The sequence below is a fragment of the Acidiluteibacter sp. genome (genome assembly GCF_055129545.1).
In genome coordinates this window covers 66,072-86,632 of sequence record NZ_JBSRUB010000013.1, presented here as the reverse complement: position 1 = coordinate 86,632, position 20,561 = coordinate 66,072, and the positions used below count along the sequence as shown (strand labels likewise).

The 20,561-nt window shown below is 33.0% G+C and carries 19 protein-coding genes; 7 read left to right on the top strand and 12 right to left on the bottom strand.

Annotated elements, in window-relative coordinates; genetic code table 11:
• Positions 1-79 precede the first annotated feature (79 nt).
• From ACTB0X_RS06505 to ACTB0X_RS06480, 6 genes are all read left to right on the top strand, one after another.
• On the top strand, positions 80-1,147 hold the full coding sequence (locus ACTB0X_RS06505; protein ID WP_463024186.1) for a glycosyltransferase family 4 protein: 1,068 nt from the start codon (positions 80-82) through the stop codon (positions 1,145-1,147).
• Between the two features lie 103 nt (positions 1,148-1,250).
• Positions 1,251-2,378 carry a glycosyltransferase gene (locus ACTB0X_RS06500; RefSeq protein WP_463024185.1) on the top strand — a complete coding sequence of 376 codons (1,128 nt, stop codon included), beginning with the start codon at positions 1,251-1,253 and terminating at the stop codon, positions 2,376-2,378.
• A gap of 35 nt (positions 2,379-2,413) precedes the next feature.
• The gene (locus ACTB0X_RS06495) at positions 2,414-3,610 is read left to right on the top strand and encodes an O-antigen ligase family protein (protein ID WP_463024184.1); all 1,197 of its coding nucleotides are present in this window, start codon (positions 2,414-2,416) and stop codon (positions 3,608-3,610) included.
• Positions 3,611-3,693: 83 nt separating this feature from the next.
• Positions 3,694-4,479, top strand: coding sequence for an ABC transporter permease (locus ACTB0X_RS06490; RefSeq protein ID WP_463024183.1), 786 nt, complete (start codon positions 3,694-3,696; stop codon positions 4,477-4,479).
• Between the two features lie 3 nt (positions 4,480-4,482).
• Positions 4,483-5,250 (top strand): ABC transporter ATP-binding protein, encoded by a 768-nt coding sequence (locus ACTB0X_RS06485; RefSeq protein ID WP_463024182.1) that lies wholly within the window; start codon positions 4,483-4,485, stop codon positions 5,248-5,250.
• A 21-nt stretch (positions 5,251-5,271) separates the two neighbouring features.
• A complete protein-coding gene (locus tag ACTB0X_RS06480) occupies positions 5,272-7,158 on the top strand; it encodes a glycosyltransferase family 2 protein (protein WP_463024181.1) in 1,887 nt (628 codons plus the stop codon).
• Between the two features lie 5 nt (positions 7,159-7,163).
• On the opposite strand, the gene ACTB0X_RS06475 is transcribed toward ACTB0X_RS06480, so the two are convergent.
• Genes ACTB0X_RS06475 through ACTB0X_RS06460 form a run of 4 tightly spaced genes read right to left on the bottom strand, consistent with a single transcriptional unit; the run spans position 7,164 to position 12,647 of the window.
• On the bottom strand, positions 7,164-8,837 hold the full coding sequence (locus ACTB0X_RS06475) for an alginate O-acetyltransferase AlgX-related protein (RefSeq protein WP_463024180.1): 1,674 nt from the start codon (positions 8,835-8,837) through the stop codon (positions 7,164-7,166).
• A gap of 2 nt (positions 8,838-8,839) precedes the next feature.
• Positions 8,840-10,249: an MBOAT family O-acyltransferase gene (locus ACTB0X_RS06470; RefSeq protein ID WP_463024179.1), complete on the bottom strand. Its 1,410-nt coding sequence runs from the start codon at positions 10,247-10,249 to the stop codon at positions 8,840-8,842.
• Entirely contained in the window at positions 10,246-11,163 is a 918-nt protein-coding gene (locus ACTB0X_RS06465; RefSeq protein ID WP_463024178.1) for a hypothetical protein, read from the bottom strand. The genes ACTB0X_RS06470 and ACTB0X_RS06465 overlap by 4 nt, the downstream gene beginning before the upstream one ends.
• Positions 11,163-12,647 carry an MBOAT family O-acyltransferase gene (locus ACTB0X_RS06460; RefSeq protein WP_463024177.1) on the bottom strand — a complete coding sequence of 495 codons (1,485 nt, stop codon included), beginning with the start codon at positions 12,645-12,647 and terminating at the stop codon, positions 11,163-11,165. The genes ACTB0X_RS06465 and ACTB0X_RS06460 overlap by 1 nt, the downstream gene beginning before the upstream one ends.
• Positions 12,648-12,827: 180 nt before the next feature.
• Here ACTB0X_RS06460 and ACTB0X_RS06455 point away from each other — a divergent pair, with 180 nt between their 5' ends.
• Positions 12,828-13,442, top strand: a complete 615-nt coding sequence (locus ACTB0X_RS06455; protein WP_463024176.1) for a sulfotransferase family 2 domain-containing protein — start codon at positions 12,828-12,830, stop codon at positions 13,440-13,442.
• On the opposite strand, the gene ACTB0X_RS06450 is transcribed toward ACTB0X_RS06455, so the two are convergent.
• From ACTB0X_RS06450 to ACTB0X_RS06415, 8 genes are all read right to left on the bottom strand, one after another.
• Positions 13,439-15,730, bottom strand: coding sequence for a hypothetical protein (locus ACTB0X_RS06450; protein ID WP_463024175.1), 2,292 nt, complete (start codon positions 15,728-15,730; stop codon positions 13,439-13,441). The two genes, ACTB0X_RS06455 and ACTB0X_RS06450, sit on opposite strands and share 4 nt — an antisense overlap.
• A gap of 80 nt (positions 15,731-15,810) precedes the next feature.
• On the bottom strand, positions 15,811-16,566 hold the full coding sequence (locus ACTB0X_RS06445) for a hypothetical protein (protein ID WP_463024174.1): 756 nt from the start codon (positions 16,564-16,566) through the stop codon (positions 15,811-15,813).
• Positions 16,566-17,288 carry a transthyretin-like family protein gene (locus ACTB0X_RS06440; protein WP_463024173.1) on the bottom strand — a complete coding sequence of 241 codons (723 nt, stop codon included), beginning with the start codon at positions 17,286-17,288 and terminating at the stop codon, positions 16,566-16,568. The genes ACTB0X_RS06445 and ACTB0X_RS06440 overlap by 1 nt, the downstream gene beginning before the upstream one ends.
• Positions 17,289-17,401: 113 nt before the next feature.
• Positions 17,402-17,827: a hypothetical protein gene (locus tag ACTB0X_RS06435; RefSeq protein ID WP_463024172.1), complete on the bottom strand. Its 426-nt coding sequence runs from the start codon at positions 17,825-17,827 to the stop codon at positions 17,402-17,404.
• A gap of 25 nt (positions 17,828-17,852) precedes the next feature.
• Positions 17,853-18,257 carry a hypothetical protein gene (locus tag ACTB0X_RS06430; protein ID WP_463024171.1) on the bottom strand — a complete coding sequence of 135 codons (405 nt, stop codon included), beginning with the start codon at positions 18,255-18,257 and terminating at the stop codon, positions 17,853-17,855.
• Positions 18,258-18,297: 40 nt separating this feature from the next.
• Positions 18,298-18,690 (bottom strand): hypothetical protein, encoded by a 393-nt coding sequence (locus tag ACTB0X_RS06425; protein ID WP_463024170.1) that lies wholly within the window; start codon positions 18,688-18,690, stop codon positions 18,298-18,300.
• Positions 18,691-18,694: 4 nt separating this feature from the next.
• Positions 18,695-19,432, bottom strand: a complete 738-nt coding sequence (locus ACTB0X_RS06420) for a hypothetical protein (RefSeq protein ID WP_463024169.1) — start codon at positions 19,430-19,432, stop codon at positions 18,695-18,697.
• A gap of 117 nt (positions 19,433-19,549) precedes the next feature.
• Positions 19,550-20,551, bottom strand: a complete 1,002-nt coding sequence (locus ACTB0X_RS06415) for an OmpA family protein (protein ID WP_463024168.1) — start codon at positions 20,549-20,551, stop codon at positions 19,550-19,552.
• Positions 20,552-20,561: the final 10 nt, after the last annotated feature.

Below are 20,561 nucleotides of genomic sequence, written 5' to 3'. Positions count from 1 at the left end.
CATTAAACATATCCGTAAATTACCCTAGGAATTAATAACTTTTCTAAGTTTATATTTGCCTAGGGATTGAGTAGCTAAGATGAAAAAAAACAGAACAGTATATGTTAATGCACGTTTTTTGACACAACCGATCACAGGTGTTCAGCGGTTTGCTATTGAGCTATGCGAAGAATTAATTAAACTTGATCTAGAGATAAAATTAGTCTCCCCAAGAAATGTGCTTCATTCTGAATTGTCACAGAAGTTTAACAATGAGTCATTTGGTACCCTTGAAGGTCATTTATGGGAACAAATAGAATTGCCACGTTTCTTAAAGAAAAAGGGAAATCCAATTTTATTAAACCTTTGTAACACCTCCCCATTATTCTATTCCAATTCTGTAGTTACACTGCATGATTTAGCTTTTTTAAAACATCCTGAGTGGTTTTCGTTTGCCTTTAAAACGTTTTACAATTTTTTGATCCCAAAAACGATCAAAAAAGCAAAGATGATTTTAACGGTTAGCAATTCTGTAAAAACAGACATCAAAAATTATTTTAACCAAGCTGGCAATAATATTCATGTTGTATACAATGGATTGCCTTTGATTTTTCAAAATGCTAAAAAATCAAGTAAAACCGAAAATACTCGTCCATACTTTTTAGCAATGGGTGGAAAGAATCCTAGAAAAAATCTAAAAAATGTATTAGCTGCCATGCAATTATTAGATAATTCTGATTTCGATTTAAGAGTAATTGGCCGATCAGAAGGAAATTTCAATAACATAAAGGTCGATGAGAATCAGTATAATTTTAATCTCATTTATCATACAGACATAGATGACAATCAACTACAATCACTATATGAAGGAGCAAAAGCACTGATTTATCCCTCATTCTATGAAGGTTTTGGAATTCCTCCTTTAGAAGCGTTAAATGCAAATTGCCCCATTATATTATCAGACATTGAAGTATTTAGAGAACTCTATGAAGATGTTGCTACTTTTACAGATCCAAACAATGTTGAAGACATAAAAATTGGTATTGAGAAGATTATCAACAATGAATACAAAACATTGACAATAGAGAAAATGACTGAATTGAACGATAAGTATTCTTATTGGAATGCGGCAAAAATAGTCTCTACACGAGTCGAAGAGTTTATTTAAACTGATTCTAAAAATGAGATTAAATATTACTAAATATAAAATAGCTATTGATTCTAAGTCAAAAACATTAATTTGGAGGGCTGCTATATCTAGAGAGGGCTAAATGGATAAAAGATTGAGAGTTGCTATTGTACATGATTGGTTTACCGTTGACGGTGGAGCTGAGAAAGTATGTCGTGAAATCATCAACTTGTATCCACAAGCAGACATCTACAGTCTAATAGATTATTTATCTGATAATGACAGACAAACTATTCTAAAAGGAAAAAAAAGCAACACTTCTATCATTCAAAAATTCCCATTTGCTAAGAAGTATTACCGGTATTATTTGCCTTGGTTTCCATACGCCATTGAGCAGATCAATTTAACGGATTACGATTTAATTATTTCATCTTCATACGCTGTTGCAAAAGGAGTTTTAACACACTCCAATCAAGTGCATGTATGCTACTGCCACAGTCCGATGCGATATTTATGGGATTTGTACTTTAGTTACATTCCAAAAACAAATTGGACTAATTTTCCATTGGCTTATTTTATGCGTCATTACATTTCAAAGTTGCGACAATGGGATGTTATTTCAAGTAATCGAGTAGACGTATTTGTTGCAAATTCTGAAAACATTGCTCGCAGAATCAAAAAGGTATACCGAAGAGATTCGATAGTGGTTTATCCACCACTGTTCACAAATAAATTTCCATTAATCACTAAAAAACAAGATTACTACGTTTCTGCATCTCGGTTGGTTCCCTACAAAAAAGTAGAATTGGCTATATTGGCTTTTAAAAAATTGCCGCACAAACAATTAAAAGTCATTGGAGATGGCCCAGAATTGGCAAAATTAACCCAATTAGCTAAAGGGTCAGGAAATATAGAAATATTGGGCTTTTTAGAACAAACTGAATTTGCTTCAGTTATGGGAAATGCGAAAGCATTTATTAATTCGTCATTTGAAGATTTTGGAATCGCTCCAGTAGAAGCTCAAGCTTGTGGAACTCCCGTAATTGCGTACGCAAAAGGTGGGGTTTTAGAGACTACGGTAAAAGACAAAACTGCCATTTATTTTTATGAACAAACACCTGAGGCAATAATTGAGGCAATAGAACAATTCGAGAAATCTACCCTCTGGACTGCTGAGGAAATACATAAATATGCCAACTCATTTAATAATGAGAGATTTGCAAGAGAATTTACTAAAGTTGTTGACCAGTGCTTATTAGAACATTCATAAAGAATAATCTCTTCCTTATTTTCAGCTGTGCTTTAATGATGGCATTGGTCCTTTTTAGAAAAGCAACACCCTACTTTATAGGATTTTGGTTTATAAGTGCCATTTACGAATCATTTCAAAACAAGGCATTTTCTTTTCAATCAAACCTTAAGTGGTGTCTTTTAGTCGCATCACTCTTTTTTCTGTATTTGATAGGGTTCTTATTCTCAGACTTTACAAGAGATGCATCTAAAGCCCTAGAAATTAAAGCTTCTTTCCTAATTTTCCCACTTGGATTCTTTTTACGAAGAAAATTAATTACCTCTAAGGAGCTTTATTCTATTCTTTTTGCTTTTCAAGTTGGATGCTTTCTCTCGGCAGTATACTTATTAAGTCGATTTTTACCCGCATACCTTTCTTACTCTGCACCTATTACTGAAGATAGTTTTGCTTATGCTTTCAGGACGTTTAGCGAAAATACATTGGGTGTTCATGCTACCTATTTAAGTATATTTTATTTATTTTCAATTTTTATACAACTAAAAATCAAAAAAGTACGCAATCTAATTAAAAATAAGAAAATAGAAAATAGCTTTACTTTGTTGCACGTTCTCCTACTGTCTATAATTTGTCTTTTGCTGGTAGCTCGATCCCCGATTATAGCATTCCTTGTCGGGTTTACTATAATAGAAACGATTCAAAATTGGAAAAGAGGTTTATCCATTCTAATTGCAGGAATAGTGATACTTACAGCAGCAGTTATATTTGTTCCAAGCATTGGAAACAGATTCAAAGAAGCAATCAATTCGGGAGAAGTAACAAAAAATGCTCAATCAGTCAATTCATCTAGTCTAAGAAAAAGCATATTCAATTGTTCTCAAATAGTGGTTGCTGATAATTGGATGATGGGTGCAGGGCTGGACAACATACAAGATAAGCTAAACGAATGTTACGATTCATATAACAATACAGAGCTTTCTACCGCTTATTATAATACACACAACCAATATTTTGATTTAATACTAGGACTTGGAGTTGTGGGATTATTTATTTTTATTGTGATTCTAATTTTCCCTTTTAATAACTTAGAAGCGTTTTCTTTCTCGGTATTGCTCTTTTTTAAAATTTTTATGGCTATTTGTTTTTTAACTGAAAACATTCTGAATCGTCAACATGGTGTGGTTTTCTTTGTATTTTTAAACTGTATACTAATCTCCAACTATTTGTGGCAAAAAAACAAACCCAAACTATAGAAAATCTCATATAACCAAAGAGAAACATTCCCTTTCCCCTTCATTATATAATCAATAACTTTGCAAAAGAGATAGATAAAAAATTGAAAACGATAAACAGAGCAAGTACAACCGGCATTTCACATTTTGTAAATTTAGTTTGGATATTGTCATTGAAGAATTTAAAACTTCGGTATAAAAATTCAATATTAGGGTTTATGTGGAGTTTGCTAACACCGCTGCTCTACCTCGCAATTTTTACATTTATCTTTAGTAAAGCTTTTCCTGACCTAGAGAATTATCCATTGTATGCTTTAACAGGATTAATCTTTTGGAATTTCTACAGTAATGCCACGACTACAGCTATAAATTCAGTTATAAATAGTAGGGGATTATTGAAATCTATTAACGTAGAAACGGCTGCATTACCCATATCAGAAGTTGTCACTTCTATCATTAACTTATTATTTTCGTTGATTCCATTTGGTATATTAATGGTAGTTTTTGATGCCTCAATTGGATTTGAAACGCTATTCATACTATTCGCCTTGCTTTTATTTGCTCTTTTTACTCTAGGCATTGGTCTATTTGTTTGTGCATTTAACGTTTATTTTAGAGATGTAGGCTTACTATACACCTCATTAACACCAGCTTTGTTTTACTTTACTCCAATTGCCTATTCTACCAAATTGGTCCCTGATCAATTTCAAACTTTGATTAAATTGAATCCCCTATATCATTTCATGGAAATGTTTAGAACAATTCTGTATTACAATCAAATCCCTTCTCTAAAAGAATGGGGAATAGTAATCGGGCTAACCGTAATTTCATTTAGTATAGGTTTACTTGTCTTTAAGAAACTTGAAAAAGGATTCATTTCTAACTACTAACCGATGGAAGCAGCTATTCAAAATAGAGAAGTCATTATTGAAGCAAAAGATTTATCCGTTGGTTTTTTGGTGACAAAGCATGGAATCAATAACTTCAAAGACTTCCTTTTAACAATGGGAATTCGAAAATTATTTGAAAATAAAGAGGTTTTAAATAATTTCAACCTTAAGATCTATAAAGGTGAATGTTTCGGAGTTATGGGAAGAAATGGATCAGGGAAAAGCACCTTTTTGCGAGCTATTTCTGGGATTATGAAACCCAATAAAGGAACACTAATAGTTAATGGTAAAGTAGCCCCCATGATGGCCCTGGGCGTTGGTCTAGAGCCTGAGTTAACCGGATTAGAAAACATCAAGCTTTTAGGTACTTTGATGGGTTTAACTCAAAAAGAAATTAAAGCTTCTTTATCCACTATTATAGAATTTTCAGAGTTAAGCGATTATGATATTAATTCTCAGGTAAAGCGGTATTCGCAAGGAATGCTTGCTCGATTGGCATTTTCAATTACAGTAGCCAAAGATCCTGAGATCTTAATTGTTGATGAGGCTCTTACCGTGGGAGATTTAGGATTCAAACAAAAGTGTGCTGAAAGAATTGAAGAAATTCGCAAAAATGGAAGCACTATTATTTATGTTTCACACCATTTGGAAGATATTCGAAGTATTTGTAAACGAGCTTGCTTTATTAAGGATGGTAAAGTTTTAAAGGTAGGCCCAATAGAAGAAATTTCTGATTTGTATGAATTAGAAATGGTTAAAAAGAAGAAGTAATCTATCCAAAATCAGAATAAATTGGGAGTATTTAGCAAAATTCGAGAAGTAGTCGGAAGACAAACCTTTATGCAAAGTCAGGAAAGCTGGAGTTTTCATCGTTTTATAGTATTTTTCTTCTCTGTGGATGGACTAAAAAAAATGATTCGATTTGCAGGAAAAGTTTTTCGTTATATCTGGAGAAAATACTTTGGTGGCCCACAAACTGAAGATTTAGTATATGCGAAATGGAGAAAAAGAAACATGCCCAAGAAAGGAGACTTCGAAGCCTTTCAAAAGAAGACTATGCTTCTTGAATATCAGCCAAAGTTCTCCATTGTGATTCCAGTGTATCGTCCAAATCTAAATTATTTTAAACAGGCTATCCATTCTGTTACAAATCAAATCTATTGCAACTGGGAGCTTTGTATTGCAGACGATTATTCTATGGATGAGGATTTAATCAATTACTTAAAAGAGCTTGAGAAACACCCACAAATTAAAATAAGTTTTAGAAAGGAAAATGGGCATATCTCTGCCTCAAGTAACTCAGCATTGGAATTAGCTTCTGGAGATTTTATCTGCTTTATGGATCATGACGATTTACTCACTAAAGATGCTTTATTTCAATTCGCTATGGCCTTAAATGAAGATAAAACCATTGACATTCTTTATTCTGATGAAGATAAAATAACTGAAAAGGGAAGATTTACACAACCAAACTTTAAACCCAACTGGAGTCCTGACACATTTTTATCGAGAAACTACTTGGGCCACTTTGTGGGAGTTAGAAAAACATTAATGGAACAGTTGAGTGGGTTTCGGGTTGGTTTTGAGGGTAGCCAAGATTATGACTTACTGCTCAGAGCAACTGAAATTAGCCAAAAAATTCATAGAATTCCAAAAATACTCTATCACTGGAGAATGCATAAACAGTCTACCTCCATGAATGAAGAGGCAAAAGATTATGCATTTTCAAGTGGAGTAAAAGCTTTGAATGAGGCACTAAAGAGAAGGGAAATAGATGGTAAAGCCGAGCTTCAAAGCGGAAAACCAGGATTTTATCGAATTCAATATGCATTGAAAGGAACACCTAAAGTAAGTATCATCATTCCTACTTATAACAATGCTGAAGTATTGACTACTTGTATCAACTCTATTTTTGAAAGAACGTCATATCAGAATTTTGAGATTATTTTAATAAATAATAATAGTACTGAAGAGGCATTGTTTGAATGCTTTAAGAAATGGAAGTCTCAATTTGGAGATCAATTTCAATTACTAGACTGCCCTTATCCTTTCAATTATGCCAAACTAATGAACGATGGAGTCGCTCGGTCATCAGGTGAATTTATACTCTTACTCAATAATGACACAGAAGTACTCCAAGATGATTGGATTGAGCAAATGCTTCATCATGCTCAACGGGAAACAATAGGAGCTGTGGGTGTAAAACTACTTTATCCCAATAATACGGTGCAGCATGGAGGAGTAGTAATGGGTATTGGAGGGGTTGCGGGTCATACTTTTATTGGTGCAGGTAAAGAGGATCCGGGATATTTTTATTATTTAACTTCCGTAACTAATTATAGCGCTGTAACTGCTGCCTGCTTGCTCGTTGAAACTTCTAAATATAAAGAAGTAGGGGGGTTTGATGAAAAACTAGCAGTAGAATACAACGATGTAGACTTTTGCTTAAAATTAATCGATAAAGGATATTATAACCTCTTTAATCCTGACGTAGTATTGTACCACTATGAGTCATTAACTAGAGGTCATCCTTATGCAACAAAAGCGTCATACAAGCGCCATTTAAGTGAAGTAAAATACTTTAAATCAAAGTGGCAAAGTTATATTGACAATGACCCATTTTACAATCCTAACTTATCATTGGTTACGACTCATTTTGAGCCAGACGTCATCCTATAATTGAATCATTCAATTAATAAATCATCAATAAAACGTTCCATCATTTCCTGAATTATGATATCGGGTTTTTCTTGAAGAATTCTTTTGTCGTTTAGTTGACGGCTCCATGACACTCCAGTTCGACTGAAATGTTCTGATAAATAAGGATGCAAATACTCTGCAAAAGAGTCTCTATAAAGTAACATACTAGGTTGATCCTTTAATTCAGTCTCATAAAAGAGAAAGCTTGTTTCTCCCTCCATTTTATCTCCTATCATCTGACCACTGTAGTTACTCTTAAATTTCGGAATCAGAAAAAATGGTTCTCTAGAAAAGGTATTTTTCATGTTTAGTAAGCTCACTAAATCACCCTCATAGTCAATTCTTCTTTCAATCTCAAAATCATCAAGAGTTAGAGCAGCTGGCAGATTAGGATAATCCTCTCTAATTCTATTTATTATTAATTGATAAACAGCAAAGGCGCCTCTTCGATTCCAATGGGTGTCTGTTTTATAGTAGACCTCCGTTTCACCTTTTAATTCCATTAGTTTATCATATGGATCAATCAACTTAATGGATGAATTGGCCTTTAGATAAGCCATCAATTGTGATCTTTTTGTCACTGAACCTACTATTTTAAAACCATCTGGTAGATATTCAGGATACACTTGGTGTTTTAAAGGAGGCATAGTAAAATAATAAGAAATACCATGTTTTTCTAATAGTGTAGCTTTATTTTCAAGACCTATTCTAATCTTTTCGAGTTGTTCTTCAGTGTAAATGTTTGTTCCTTGATAGACACTTCTAATTTGTTTTGATGAAAAAAATAACCACCCGTCTTTTCCAATCTGGACCAATTCAGGTTTTGGAGATGTATTAAAAATATTATATTTAATATAATTCCCAATGTTTCTCAATTCATTCCTAAAAGGGAAATGATCATTATAGTATTTATTATAAGCATTTGGAATTCTCCAAATATTCACGTTCAAATCAGGAAAAGGCTCTAGTACTCTATTTTCTGTTGTATGATTATCTTTTTGACTTAAAAAAGGAGTTAAAATGATCGCTATAAAACTCAAAGTATAAATCATAGAATTAGAAACCTCTTTACGTCTAAACAGAAAAATTAAAACGATAAAAAAACAAGCCAAAGCCACTGCGAAAGCAATTATATGGTAACTGATAGTAAGCTTAGAATAGATCATATCCATTATCTTATTGTCAATCAATAATATAGAAGACGACTCAGTTAATTCTATTTTAAGCTTGCTATCAGCCACTAACAGCCTAGAAGACTCTTGCCCACTATTTGATAAAATTTTACAATTCTCGGCAACATCGCTAAGCTTAATATCAATCCGGTTAATTGTCTTATTCACTCTCAATGAGTGTATTGAAAACTTTATTGGAGCATTAGATAATAAGTAGATTCTTCTTATTTCCAAATCATTTAGAAGTGGGGTATTTATTAAATTCTTTCCTGTTTTTAATTTTCGTTTATATAAAACAGCTCCAGCTTGAGATGGCATTACATTATAACTAATTGTTACCTCTTGATCACTTTCACTAATAATTTCTAGGTTGATTTCAATGGGACGACTATTGACAAGAACCTCTATTAAGATAAAACTAAGTAATAAATAACTTAGCCATGCAAGTATCGTTGATGATATTAATTTATTGATCCAGTTTTTCATATTTAAAATCTAAAATATATGAATGGATTATAGGTATTATTTGCCATTTCTATTATTGATAGTATAAAGATTATTAAGATAGAAACTCGTTCTATTGACTTAAAGATAGCTCCCGATTTTCTCACTTTAATAAAAGAAAAAACAGGCAAAGAACATACTATTGCAATACAAACGAGTGTCCAATAATAAGGATTCATGACACTATATATTGTGAATAAACTTACGGATTCATTGAACCCCAGCATCGTTTTTTGTATAAATACCGCATCACTCCAACTTTCTATTCGAAATAAAACCCATCCGAAGACAACAATTAAAAACATATACAAATGCTGGAAGATAGCAGGAATCCGTTTCAATATTTTATCGAATCCAGCGCGCTCTATTAACATAAAAAATCCATGAAAAAGACCCCATATAACAAAACTCCAACTAGCTCCATGCCACAAACCTGTGATAAAAAACACAATAATTAAATTCCGCATGGTGAATAAGGTAGAGCCTCGACTTCCACCTAAAGGAATATACAAATAATCTCTAAACCATATGGATAAGGAAATATGCCAACGTGTCCAAAACTCCCGAATCGATTTGGCAATGTATGGAAAGTTAAAGTTCTCAGCAATGTCAAACCCAAACATTTTACCCAATCCGATGGCCATGTCTGAGTACCCTGAAAAGTCAAAATATATTTGCAAAGAATAGGCTATAGCTGCCATCCAGGCCATTGGAGTAGTGATATCGTCTACAGGCAGCATATAAATTTCATCGGCTATAAATGCCATTGGATTGGCGAGCAACATTTTCTTCCCCAATCCGATTACAAAGCGTCGAATTCCTTCATTAAATTTAGCTAAGCTTTGAGTTCGCTTAACTAACTGCTCAGCAATTTCATTATACCTAACAATTGGCCCTGCAACCAGTTGTGGGAATAAAGCAACATATAAACCCAAGTTTAAAAAGTTCCGTTGTGCCTTGACTTCTTTTCGATACACATCTACTAAGTAAGACATACTCTGGAATGTGTAGAAAGAAATACCAAGTGGCAACCTTTCATATTTTAAACCTTCAATAATCGGAACATTTAAGATACTAAGTAATTGATTGATATTCTCGACAATAAATTGAGAATACTTAAAATAGACCAATACTCCAAGGTTGACAATGACACCTATAGTTAGGGCCATGATTCTGCCTCGATCTTCTTTTTTCTCTATCCATTTCCCAATAAAAAAGTTTAATAAAATGGAAGCAAGCATCACAAAAACCTTTTCTCTTTCTCCCCAAGCATAGAAATACAAAGAAGCTACAAATAATAAGGTGTTTTGCCACTTTATATTTTTCCATATAAAGTTACCTATCAATACAAAAGGCAAAAAAGAAAACAAAAAGAGTAGTGAACTAAAAATCATTGTTTCAGTTTTTTAGAAATTAAATTTGCTACATGTTTAGCACCATTAGCATTCAAATGTCCATTATCAAAATGAAACTTTTCATCTTGTAGCTCATTAGAAAAGTCAAATATTGGGGTGTTATCTCCTACTATATTGATTAAGCGTTCATTAAATCCTACTAATTTAGATTTATAGGAAGGTAATCGAACGAGGTATAAATCTATGTGCATACTTTGGCTTTTATTGACAATGGACTTCAATGATTCTATAAATGTGCTTTGCTCATCCTTATCAATATATTCTATACTTAACGATCGATCAACTAATTTATTCAAATGATTTTCTTCATTAGAAAGCGGTATAAAGCCAAATTCGTTAACATTTGTAGTTTCATCTGGATCTAATTTCCCTCTAAGAAGGTAATTGATCGACTCAAAAATATTTTGATTCTCTCGATACAACCAACTCACTTTAGATGGGATGTAGCCCTTTGAAGAGTTTTTTACAATTTCAGCTAATACAGGTTCGTATTGAATAAATGGAAAAAGTTTATCTTTTCGATAGATGGCCTTTTCATTCACTTTAAATGCATCCTCATCATCAATGACTAAAAGTATTTTTTTAGGCATATATACTTGAGTAATAATATTAAAAATACTTTCATGAAAATTAAGGTTTGACCCTGAATACCCAAAATTATACGCTGTTTGATTTCCCATATTTCTCTCTAACTCTCCTGCATCAATTCCATTTAATGACCTAGAAGAACCGATGATTACTATATCGCTTTTTACATCTCCTTGAAAAAGTCGCTCCAATCGTTGATCATATTGCCGTTTCACAATACTTTTTGAAATAAAATAACCTATCGGCTTTTCCACCAAAAAGATAACTACAAAAAATAGCACTATTTTAACTATTAACTGTTTCATTAAAACTGAAAATATATGAATGGAATGTCTTGATCAAAAGAAAACGCCATTATAATAAGAGTTATTCCAATATACAAAGACCATCTTAACAATGCAGGTTTACTCGCTAAAATTTCTCTTACATGGCCTTTATATTCTTGAAGATAATGAATGTATTCTAGGATTAATATAGCAATTAAGAGAGCTATAAACTGATTAGAATCTTGTCCTAAATACAAAATATGGGCTCTACTATTTGCCGAATTATTTATAATTCCGAGTAAATCATCTGACCAACCAGTAAATAAAGCTTTACCTAAAACTTGCGCAGAATATAGATCAGAAGTATAGAATAGAATTCCTAATGTTGCGAAAATTAAAAAGGTTTTAATTCTTAAAAACCGCCTATACCAAGCAGATTTTCGAAAACTTCCTAACCTTTTATTAGCTGCTGACTTTAATTTGGTTAAACGCAATGTCAATACAACCACCAATCCATTTAAAACACCCCAAATCAAAAAGTTATAACTAGCTCCGTGCCATAACCCAGAGACTAGAAATACAATCATTACATTCCGGTAGGTCCTTTGGCGTCCCTTCCTACTGCCTCCCAGGGGATAAAAAATATACTCTTGAAACCAATTAATTAAAGAAATATGCCATCTATTCCATAACTCAGACAAGCTTTTTGCAAAGAATGGGCGTCTGAAGTTTTCCATCAACTTTACTCCCATTACTTGTGCCCCACCTATCGCTATATCAGAGTATGCTGAAAAATCACAGTAAATCTGATAAACAAACAGGCAAGAACAGAGCAGCACTGAAAAACCATTGAATTGCTCAGGATTGTCAGTTACATACTTTATCATAGGAGAAATTTGATCGGCTATCACTACCTTTTTAAAAAAACCCCATGTCATTAACTTAAGACCATCCGTTATTCGCTTATAATCGACGGAGTGTTTTACCTTAAATTGTGGCAGAAGATTTGACGATTTCTCAATTGGACCAGCTACCAGTTGGGGGAAATAGGTGACGTAAAGTGCAAAGTAACCAATGTGATGTTCTGCCTTCATTTTTCCTTTATAGACATCTATAGAATAACCCATTGTTTGAAAGGTGTAAAAGGAAATTCCAACAGGCAGAATAATACTCAATGAAGGAATTAGATAGGGAATGTTCAATAGCTCAAATAAACTAGCAAAAGAGTCATTGAAAAAATTGTAATACTTGAATAAACAAAGTATTCCTAGATTACTTATTAAGCTAATAATCAAAAATGGTTTTCGTTCCTTTTTAGTAGCTTTTTCATCCATTTTAATTCCTGCGATATAATCGATCAAAGTTGAAACAAGAATCAGCAACAAAAATATACCGTTTGCTAAACCATAAAAGAAATAACTCGCCAGCAACAAAAAGAACCATCGGTAGCGAAATGGCAGGACAAAATAGAATCCTACAACTAAAGGAAAGAAGTATAAAAATTCAATAGAATTAAAAAGCATTGAACTCTTTTAAAAAAATAACAGCAATAATTAACTACTTCTTTTTGGGGAAAAAGCGAAGCAAAACTAAGTATATATTTGCAGACATATTGAATTGACTTTAACAGATTTTAAGATTAATGCCAATAGCAATTTTGTTGTCAGTTAAACTTTTTGTTTTATTTCTGGAATAATTAAAATATGAAAAGAATAGAATCAAATACTCAAATGGGTTTTATGCATGTTCCGAGAACAGCAGGAGGATCAATAGTGAACGAACTAATGAAAACCGATTGGATCATATTAGGACATGATGTTACTTCTCCCCATTATATGCACCTATCAAAGTTTAGAAAAATTCACCCACAAAAAGAGGCATATATTGTCGGCGCAGTAAGGAATCCTTATGATCGATTAGTCAGTTCTTTTCATTTTTTAAAAGCCGGTGGAGATAATGATAAGGACAAAGTGGACGCTGAAAAATATGTCAATCAGTTCTCTTCGTTCGAAGAATTTGTGCTGAAACAGTTTTCATGGCTAAAAACTAGAAATACCTTCAAACAAATCCACTTAAGACCACAATCATTCTGGATAACTAAATCAAACACATTACTAATCGATCGACTTTTTAAATTTGAAGAGTTGGATAATTTATTTGAATTTGTTGTGGATAATAGTGAAATCGAACTGGACATGATCAGACATGTACATGCGAGCAAACACAATGACTATAAAGATTACTATTCTGAAACTATGAAAAAACTTGTTCAGCGAGCCTATGCATCAGATTTTAGACTTTTTAATTATTCACTTTAATTGTTTTTACTAAGCGTATAGTTATTCCAAATAAACTGCTTGTTATTTCCACCGCTTTTAAAAACTTCCATATTAGCCGGACGGATTAATAACTCATCAAAATAGACTGAGTCTGCATATTCTTTACTTCCTTGTGAGCATAACATGATGTATTCAGTTGCTGAATCTAACTGAAAGGTCATTTCAGTTAATGACCAATTTCCATCTACTATTCTACTTGAGCAAGGATTAATGAATTCTGTTCTTAGAATTTCACCTTCTTCATTCTTAACCTCTAACCAGACAGTATTAAAGTACTGATCGTAAACATAATTGTAGTACCAAAAACTCAATGAATAAGGTGTATGAGGAGTAAATTTGGTGGTTTGTCCATCGAAGACCAACCCAAACTCAGTTTTTCGTTTTTTGAATGACCCATTTCCTCTATACTGAAAATCGGTTGGAGAAGAATCAAATGAATTGTAAACCATCATAGTGCTATCTGATTGATAGAATTGGGTCAATGTGTCCAATTGATATTGATCAATTTTGAATTTTAGCGCTTGGATTAAATCAGCTGAATTATTCGTGAAAATCGAAGACAATTCCAATTTATACAACTCAAATTCTGAATTGAAATAAATTAAGGTGGCCTTATCTAATAATTCTTTTTCTAAAGGAATCGGCTCATTTTTTGAATAAATAATCAACAATGGTTTATCATTGAGTGATTTCTGCAGTGGCTTTTCTATAAAGGAAGGTGTAAATAGTTGCCCAATATACTTGGCTTCTTTCACAGAGTTACGAGATAACATAGCACTCATTAATGGCATGCCCGTTCTTAATGACAATTGCATGGACAATCGTTTCACTTTTTCATCGTCTAACATTTCGCCCAAACTAGTATACTCATGATAAAAAGGAATGGGCAGAATGGCTTGGAAAGATGAAAAGTCAATTACTTTTTCCTTCGATTCCATAACTTCATCAAAAGTAGAATCGTTGAATGGTGATGTATACACACTTATTTTATTGTGAATATCTTGATGAACGGCCACCCCTTCTATTAACAACAACACTCCGACAAGTGTGAGCAATACGTTTCTCCATTTGGCTGAAATGATGGTATTTAATAGGATGATTGAAAAAACAGTAATTACAAAATAAAAGACCCAAGCAAATCGTCCCAAATTTACAAACTGTTTCAAAATAGATGGCAACAGAAACTCTAGATCAAAGCGAAAAGGAAAGGCAAATGAGTACATAAGTAATAAAATAGCTGACAACAAAAACACCAACCATTCTCTTGAAAAATCCGTTTTTACAATTTTCCCTTTTAGGAATACATAAATGGTGTAAAAAACAAATCCAATAAAAACTAAACTCGTGGAAAGACCAACATAATTTCCAACCCTACTCCATAACTCTGTTTTCAAATGAGAATAATCGAACAAACCCTCAAAAATCGGTTTGAAAGGGGAAATATTTGGCAGAAAAACAGAAGATAAGGAAGCGCGATAATGATATAAATAAGGCATTTCTATTCTTCCATCATGATGATCCAACAATTTTATAAATGAAACTACAATGATTGCTGGCAATACAATTTGAATAAGAAAATGCAATAAATTCATCCAGTTTCTACTGTCCGAATAAAAAATCCAGTAAAATCCAAAAACACATGCATTAAATGCCAACAAAATAAGCCCAAGGTAGTTGTGCGTGTAAAACCAAAACAATGTGTTCAGAAAAATGAGAACAGTGTAAATCTTTTTTTGAGTACTATTTAGAAACTTGATAATCAAATACCAACCAATTGGAAAAACACACACATAAGACAAAGCGTAATGTCCATGCTGCCATAGTACTGCATTGGAGCATAAAAAAGTAACTCCCAGTGCAGCAATGACTGAAGGAATGGAGGCACATCTATAATGGTGAAAAATAAGAAATAGAAATACCGCAGCTACAGGCAATGAAAACAACATGCAAAAATTTAGAATACCTACACCGTAATAGCTAACATCATAAATATGCGCACTAAAGAACTTCAACAAGTTGGCTAATAATGGATGAATGTCTACCAAAAAAATCAATTCACCATACGGATAGTTCATGCCATCGAACGTTAGATAATTTGGATCGTTTTTGATGTGATACAAGAAATTGTAATAATTTTTAAACCCATCGCCACTATTGCAAAACAATACCTCATTAAGATGTAATAGGACATCCGAATAAAGTGCAAAAAGTAGCCCTATTGATAAAATCAATACTGATAAAATAGATTTAACCTTAAGAGTCACCATTTATCTGTGTTTAATTTAGTTTCCTTCAAATTTAGAAGAATAAATGGAAGACAAAGAATTCCTAACTAAAAATAGAGTCTCTAATATTCTGCGCCTTTGATAGTCTTTCTCAATCTAGAAAGATTAATACCAATCCCCAACGAAGAGTTTATCCACCTGTGGGTGTAAAACCCATTTTCAGGCGAAATAAATAAAGCAGTCTGCCAAGAGATATCAATAAAATTCATTTTAAACAGATACGTAAAGGAGGGCTGGAAAGAAGTAAAAGTGCGATCAAATAGCTCATCCTTAGTCAACGGATAGTATGGGGAACTGTGAATGTCGTAAAAATTCATCAACGCTAATTTTGCAGAAAATCGGAATGAATGATTCGGATTAATATCTAACGCAAAAGTGGGTTGAATAAACACATGCTCATGCATCGCTTCTAAAGCTATATTTTGTCTATAAAAGAATCCATCGCCATTACTCACTGACCCTGATTCACCAATTCCATAGCCAGCATAAACCTCAAAATAATTCATGGTGTCAAGCCTTACATAATACCCAAAACCAAATTCATATTGCTGATTGTTGTATTCATTTACAACCCTACGGTCATTATTCTCATCATTCTGATATTCTATATTCTTATATCCGTTGGTATAATTTGCAATAATTCCAATATGATTAATTGGACTGTAGGAAGCCTCAATCCCGATATTGCGGCCGAAGCTACCTGTTAGATTCCCATCATTTTTTCCTTCTAGGATAGGTATATTTACCCGACCAGGTTTATAAAGCTTGCAGCTAGAAAACAAAGAGACAATTATTAAAAGGACCGTAATTCTCTTCATTAGTTTAAAGCATTACTTAAGTCAATTTTTACATTCAACCGTTCACAATAAGGAACTACTTCTTCCACCAACCCGAAGTTACCTGTCTTACAGCGAAACTGATTGGAATTACTTCGGTAATATTTACAAGTGTCTGATATGTTCCAATCATAATACCTTGTTTTATAATTCGTAAACGGTTGTCGAATTGAATCTAACAATCTACCATCAGGAAATGGTCCAATAAAATACGCCGAATATTGATTTCTAGAATACTCCCTCTCTTTTATAAAAAGTGTATCGTTAATTGACAGTTGGTTTAACCCAGAAGTGTAAAAATAAATAGTGTCTTCAATGTTTTGAATTAAATCAACAAATAAATCTTGCTGCCATGGTAAGCTATTAGAAACGAGCTGCTCTTCGTTAGTATATGCATCATAACTGTATATTAATAAGTCGTTATAGTTATAGCGATAAGTAGTGGTTTCCAATAGGTAGCTCATTGAAAACAAACCCTCGGAGTCGGTAGTAGATTGTGCTAATATTTTTAAAGATAAATCTCTTTCTACGCTTGTATAAAGTCGCAAAGTGACTCCTGAAAGAGGCTCACCTGCGCAATCCTTTATAAAAACTCCTTCTACTTTATAGCTTTCGTAATTCAGATTGTAGTTGGACTTTTCCTGATCTAAACAAGATGTAAACGACATAAAAACAAACACATACAGAATAAAACTTTTACTCATTCTACTTTTATATTTTAATCTAAATTATGGAAATACAGTTTACTACAATTAGTTCCTCAAATAATTTTTAACCTGTTTGCCTAAAATCGTTAAGTAAAGTTAGAATTCCACCATTACTTTGTAGTATAAGTAAACGTAAATGGCTTAGTCTCTTTTTCTGTTTTATAATGATAATATGAAACTTGATACGTACATTCTTTCTTACAAATTGCATTAATTAATTGACCCTTTTCGCGTTCAGCAAGAAATTCTTTCCCGTAAGGATCAATAATTTTTGCTCGATATTCTGTTAAATTGTTTTTTATAGAATCAGGAAATAACTCCTTATGGACAACAATATCAATTCGAATGTTATTACAGTCTTGCTGACGCACATTCTCTACTGTAATAAATTCTAAGGTAGAGTTCTCGAACTCATTTGGTGCTAATTCTACTTCTTTTAAAGCATCTTCCTTTTCACAAGACACTAAGAATACGAACAATAAGGCTCCAACAAAGAAAGAGATATATTTTGAAATAGTTAAACTTGATAAATCCATATCGCAAATATTTATTTTAATTGAGTTACTTAATAGTTCTAAACTGGAACTCAAAAGGTTTCGTTTCAGACTCAGGTGATTTTCGGTAAAGGGTCACTTTATACTCATTTACTGTATCGCATTTAGCCGCTACCCATTGATCGGTGAGTCTTGTCGCTTTTAGTTTTTTTCCAGAAGAATCTTCAATTCTTACCTCGTAATCATCCAGGTTGTCCTTTACTTCTTTTGGAAGCAATTCTGTATGTATTATTATATCGAAACCAATAGTAGTGCAATTAATTTGCCCTACATTTGTTACAGTTACATAACTATCCTCGCTAATCTCATACTTATTTGGAGCCAAAGTCACTCCTTTAAATACATCTTCTTTCTCGCAAGAAACAAACATCAGCATTACAACTGCGATTATAGCGCTATTCGTTAATCTCATAGGGCTTAATTAAAACTTTATGTGATGTTAATTTTCAAGATTAATCCGTTGTTTCAATGGAAAAAAAATAAGGTTTGGATTCATAAAATGTCGTTAATTGAGTGATCACAATCTTGTAAATATTGTTTGCACCGCATTTCGCTTTAACCGTTTGCTCCCTGACAGTTCCTGCATAAAATATGACTCCAAATGGATCCTCAACTTCAATCTTGTAGCCTCTCTTTTGAACATCTTTAGGTATTAAATCGGTATTAACATTCACGATAAATCCAACAGTAGTACAATTAATTTCTCTAACATCAGTGACCGTTACATAACTTTTATCGGGATCGTCATAATTATTATAAGGTAAGTCTGTTCCTTCTAACATATCTTCCTTGTCACAAGAAAACAATAAAAGTGCCAATACAAAAAGCAAAATCAAACGTGTCATCTTCCTAAAATAGATATTTAAAATAAATCCCTGTAGTATTGGCAGAAAAAGTAGGAATAATATCCAATCGAGCCAATTTAGCATCTTCCTTAAACTCTGGCCGCTTCAGCTTATTACTTAATTTCCAAGTAATAAAATTTACGACCACTGTAGCACCTGCACCATACAAAATGAACTTATTGTTTCTATTTATTTTATCAACGGTGTCAGTATACTTTTCCTTATTTGAATAAAATTTTGCTTTATTTTCTGCTATATCCACAGTCCAAAAGGAGGTTTCATAAAGTTTCATACTAGAATAAACCTCTTTTTCATAACGATCTGCGTCCTTATTATAGTTTGAGTTCTGAATGAGTTTACTTCCACCAATAATTCCATAAACCAACATTGGCCCGAAACGCAAGCCAAATCGGGAAGCATTATAGTATTGCAACTTTCTTCTATAGACTTTAAATTCTTTTGATGCGGGTAATTTTACAGAAAGTGTTTTGTAAAACCCATCTCCAATTACTACTGTCCTGGTTACTAATTTTCGCGTTGGGGCCCATATTTTAACTTCATGAGTGCCAGTTTCTAATTCTATCGGATTTCCAGAAATGTACTTCGAAGAGTCTATTTTGATTATTGCCTCTTGAGGAATGGTATAAACTTTTAAAACTCCTCCTTTTTGAGCATTAACTAAAGTACTGATAAAGAGAAATCCTAATGAAAAAAAGAGAGATTTTTGTTTTAATAGATTCATTTTTAAATTATTATGAATACGTAGATTTTAAACTTTTAACTACCAGCAATATATAAATTTTTGGCACAAAAAAAGGGGAAGTTTTTTAAACTTCCCCTTTTTTTCGGTGTGGTATTTTTAGTTTCCTAAAATTTCTAATAACTCGTCCAATTTTGGAGTTAGAATTATTTCTGTTCTTCTGTTCTCAGTTCTGCCTTCTTTAGTTGTATTTGGTGCTACAGGCACAAACTCTCCTCGTCCAGCAGCTGTTAATCGAGCAGGATTTACTTTACTATTGTCTACAATAATCTTCACTACAGAAGTTGCTCTCTTCACACTCAAATCCCAGTTGTCTGCAATTGGCCCACTTCCTTTCAATGGAACATTATCAGTGTGTCCTTCTACTAGCACATTAATGTCTTGGTTTTGCTCCAACACTTTTGCTAATTTTTTCAACACATCTACTCCTTTCGGGTCTATGTTAAAACTACCAGATTTATAAAGTAAGCTTTCATCTAACGAAACATATACTTTACCATTCTTCGTTTCAATCTTTAATCCATCATTTTCAAACCCTAACAATGCATCCTGAACTTTCATTTTCAATGCATTCACTACAGAATCCTTTTCATTCAAGATAGATTGAAGCTCTTTTACTTTAGCTTCTCTTTCTTCTAAGTCACCATTTAAAACAGATAACCGTTCTTCCTTCGCATTCAAATCTGCTTCAAGTTTCTGTAAAGCATCTCTTTGCTTCTGCAATTCCGATTCTGCTTCTTGCAGACTTCCGAATAAACGCTTGTTATCAGCAGCATTCCCAGCTAATAAATCTCTATTCTTCTCTAATAATAGATCGTAGGTTTCATTTAGCTTATCGTAATTCTTAGTCAATGTTCTCAATGACTTTCCTTGTACGGTAGTATCCGCCTGTAGCCCTTTCAATCGTCGCTGAAAATCTTCAAATTTAGACTGTACTTCTGTCAACTGCTCATCTAATTCACGCGTTTTTTCTTTTAGTGCAGTATTTTGTTCTTCGCATGCCATGCGGCGATCTTTCATTTCTTCGTATTTTCTTGCAGGAACACATGCAAACAAAAGGCTACTTAAAAGAAGTGAGAATGTAATTTTCTTTAAATTCATCTTGGATTCA

What these genes read in the sequence shown, in the direction of transcription:
- ACTB0X_RS06495 (WP_463024184.1), top strand. Translation starts at nt 2,414, where the DNA reads ATGATGGCATTGGTCCTTTTTAGAAAAGCAACACCCTACTTTATAGGA.
- ACTB0X_RS06470 (WP_463024179.1), bottom strand. Translation starts at nt 10,249, where the DNA reads ATGATTTTTAGTTCACTACTCTTTTTGTTTTCTTTTTTGCCTTTTGTA.
- ACTB0X_RS06500 (WP_463024185.1), top strand. Translation starts at nt 1,251, where the DNA reads ATGGATAAAAGATTGAGAGTTGCTATTGTACATGATTGGTTTACCGTT.
- ACTB0X_RS06450 (WP_463024175.1), bottom strand. Translation starts at nt 15,730, where the DNA reads ATGGTGACTCTTAAGGTTAAATCTATTTTATCAGTATTGATTTTATCA.
- ACTB0X_RS06440 (WP_463024173.1), bottom strand. Translation starts at nt 17,288, where the DNA reads ATGAGTAAAAGTTTTATTCTGTATGTGTTTGTTTTTATGTCGTTTACA.
- ACTB0X_RS06415 (WP_463024168.1), bottom strand. Translation starts at nt 20,551, where the DNA reads ATGAATTTAAAGAAAATTACATTCTCACTTCTTTTAAGTAGCCTTTTG.
- ACTB0X_RS06460 (WP_463024177.1), bottom strand. Translation starts at nt 12,647, where the DNA reads ATGCTTTTTAATTCTATTGAATTTTTATACTTCTTTCCTTTAGTTGTA.
- ACTB0X_RS06420 (WP_463024169.1), bottom strand. Translation starts at nt 19,432, where the DNA reads ATGAATCTATTAAAACAAAAATCTCTCTTTTTTTCATTAGGATTTCTC.
- ACTB0X_RS06455 (WP_463024176.1), top strand. Translation starts at nt 12,828, where the DNA reads ATGAAAAGAATAGAATCAAATACTCAAATGGGTTTTATGCATGTTCCG.
- ACTB0X_RS06475 (WP_463024180.1), bottom strand. Translation starts at nt 8,837, where the DNA reads ATGAAAAACTGGATCAATAAATTAATATCATCAACGATACTTGCATGG.
- ACTB0X_RS06425 (WP_463024170.1), bottom strand. Translation starts at nt 18,690, where the DNA reads ATGACACGTTTGATTTTGCTTTTTGTATTGGCACTTTTATTGTTTTCT.
- ACTB0X_RS06430 (WP_463024171.1), bottom strand. Translation starts at nt 18,257, where the DNA reads ATGAGATTAACGAATAGCGCTATAATCGCAGTTGTAATGCTGATGTTT.
- ACTB0X_RS06445 (WP_463024174.1), bottom strand. Translation starts at nt 16,566, where the DNA reads ATGAAGAGAATTACGGTCCTTTTAATAATTGTCTCTTTGTTTTCTAGC.
- ACTB0X_RS06485 (WP_463024182.1), top strand. Translation starts at nt 4,483, where the DNA reads ATGGAAGCAGCTATTCAAAATAGAGAAGTCATTATTGAAGCAAAAGAT.
- ACTB0X_RS06435 (WP_463024172.1), bottom strand. Translation starts at nt 17,827, where the DNA reads ATGGATTTATCAAGTTTAACTATTTCAAAATATATCTCTTTCTTTGTT.
- ACTB0X_RS06505 (WP_463024186.1), top strand. Translation starts at nt 80, where the DNA reads ATGAAAAAAAACAGAACAGTATATGTTAATGCACGTTTTTTGACACAA.
- ACTB0X_RS06465 (WP_463024178.1), bottom strand. Translation starts at nt 11,163, where the DNA reads ATGAAACAGTTAATAGTTAAAATAGTGCTATTTTTTGTAGTTATCTTT.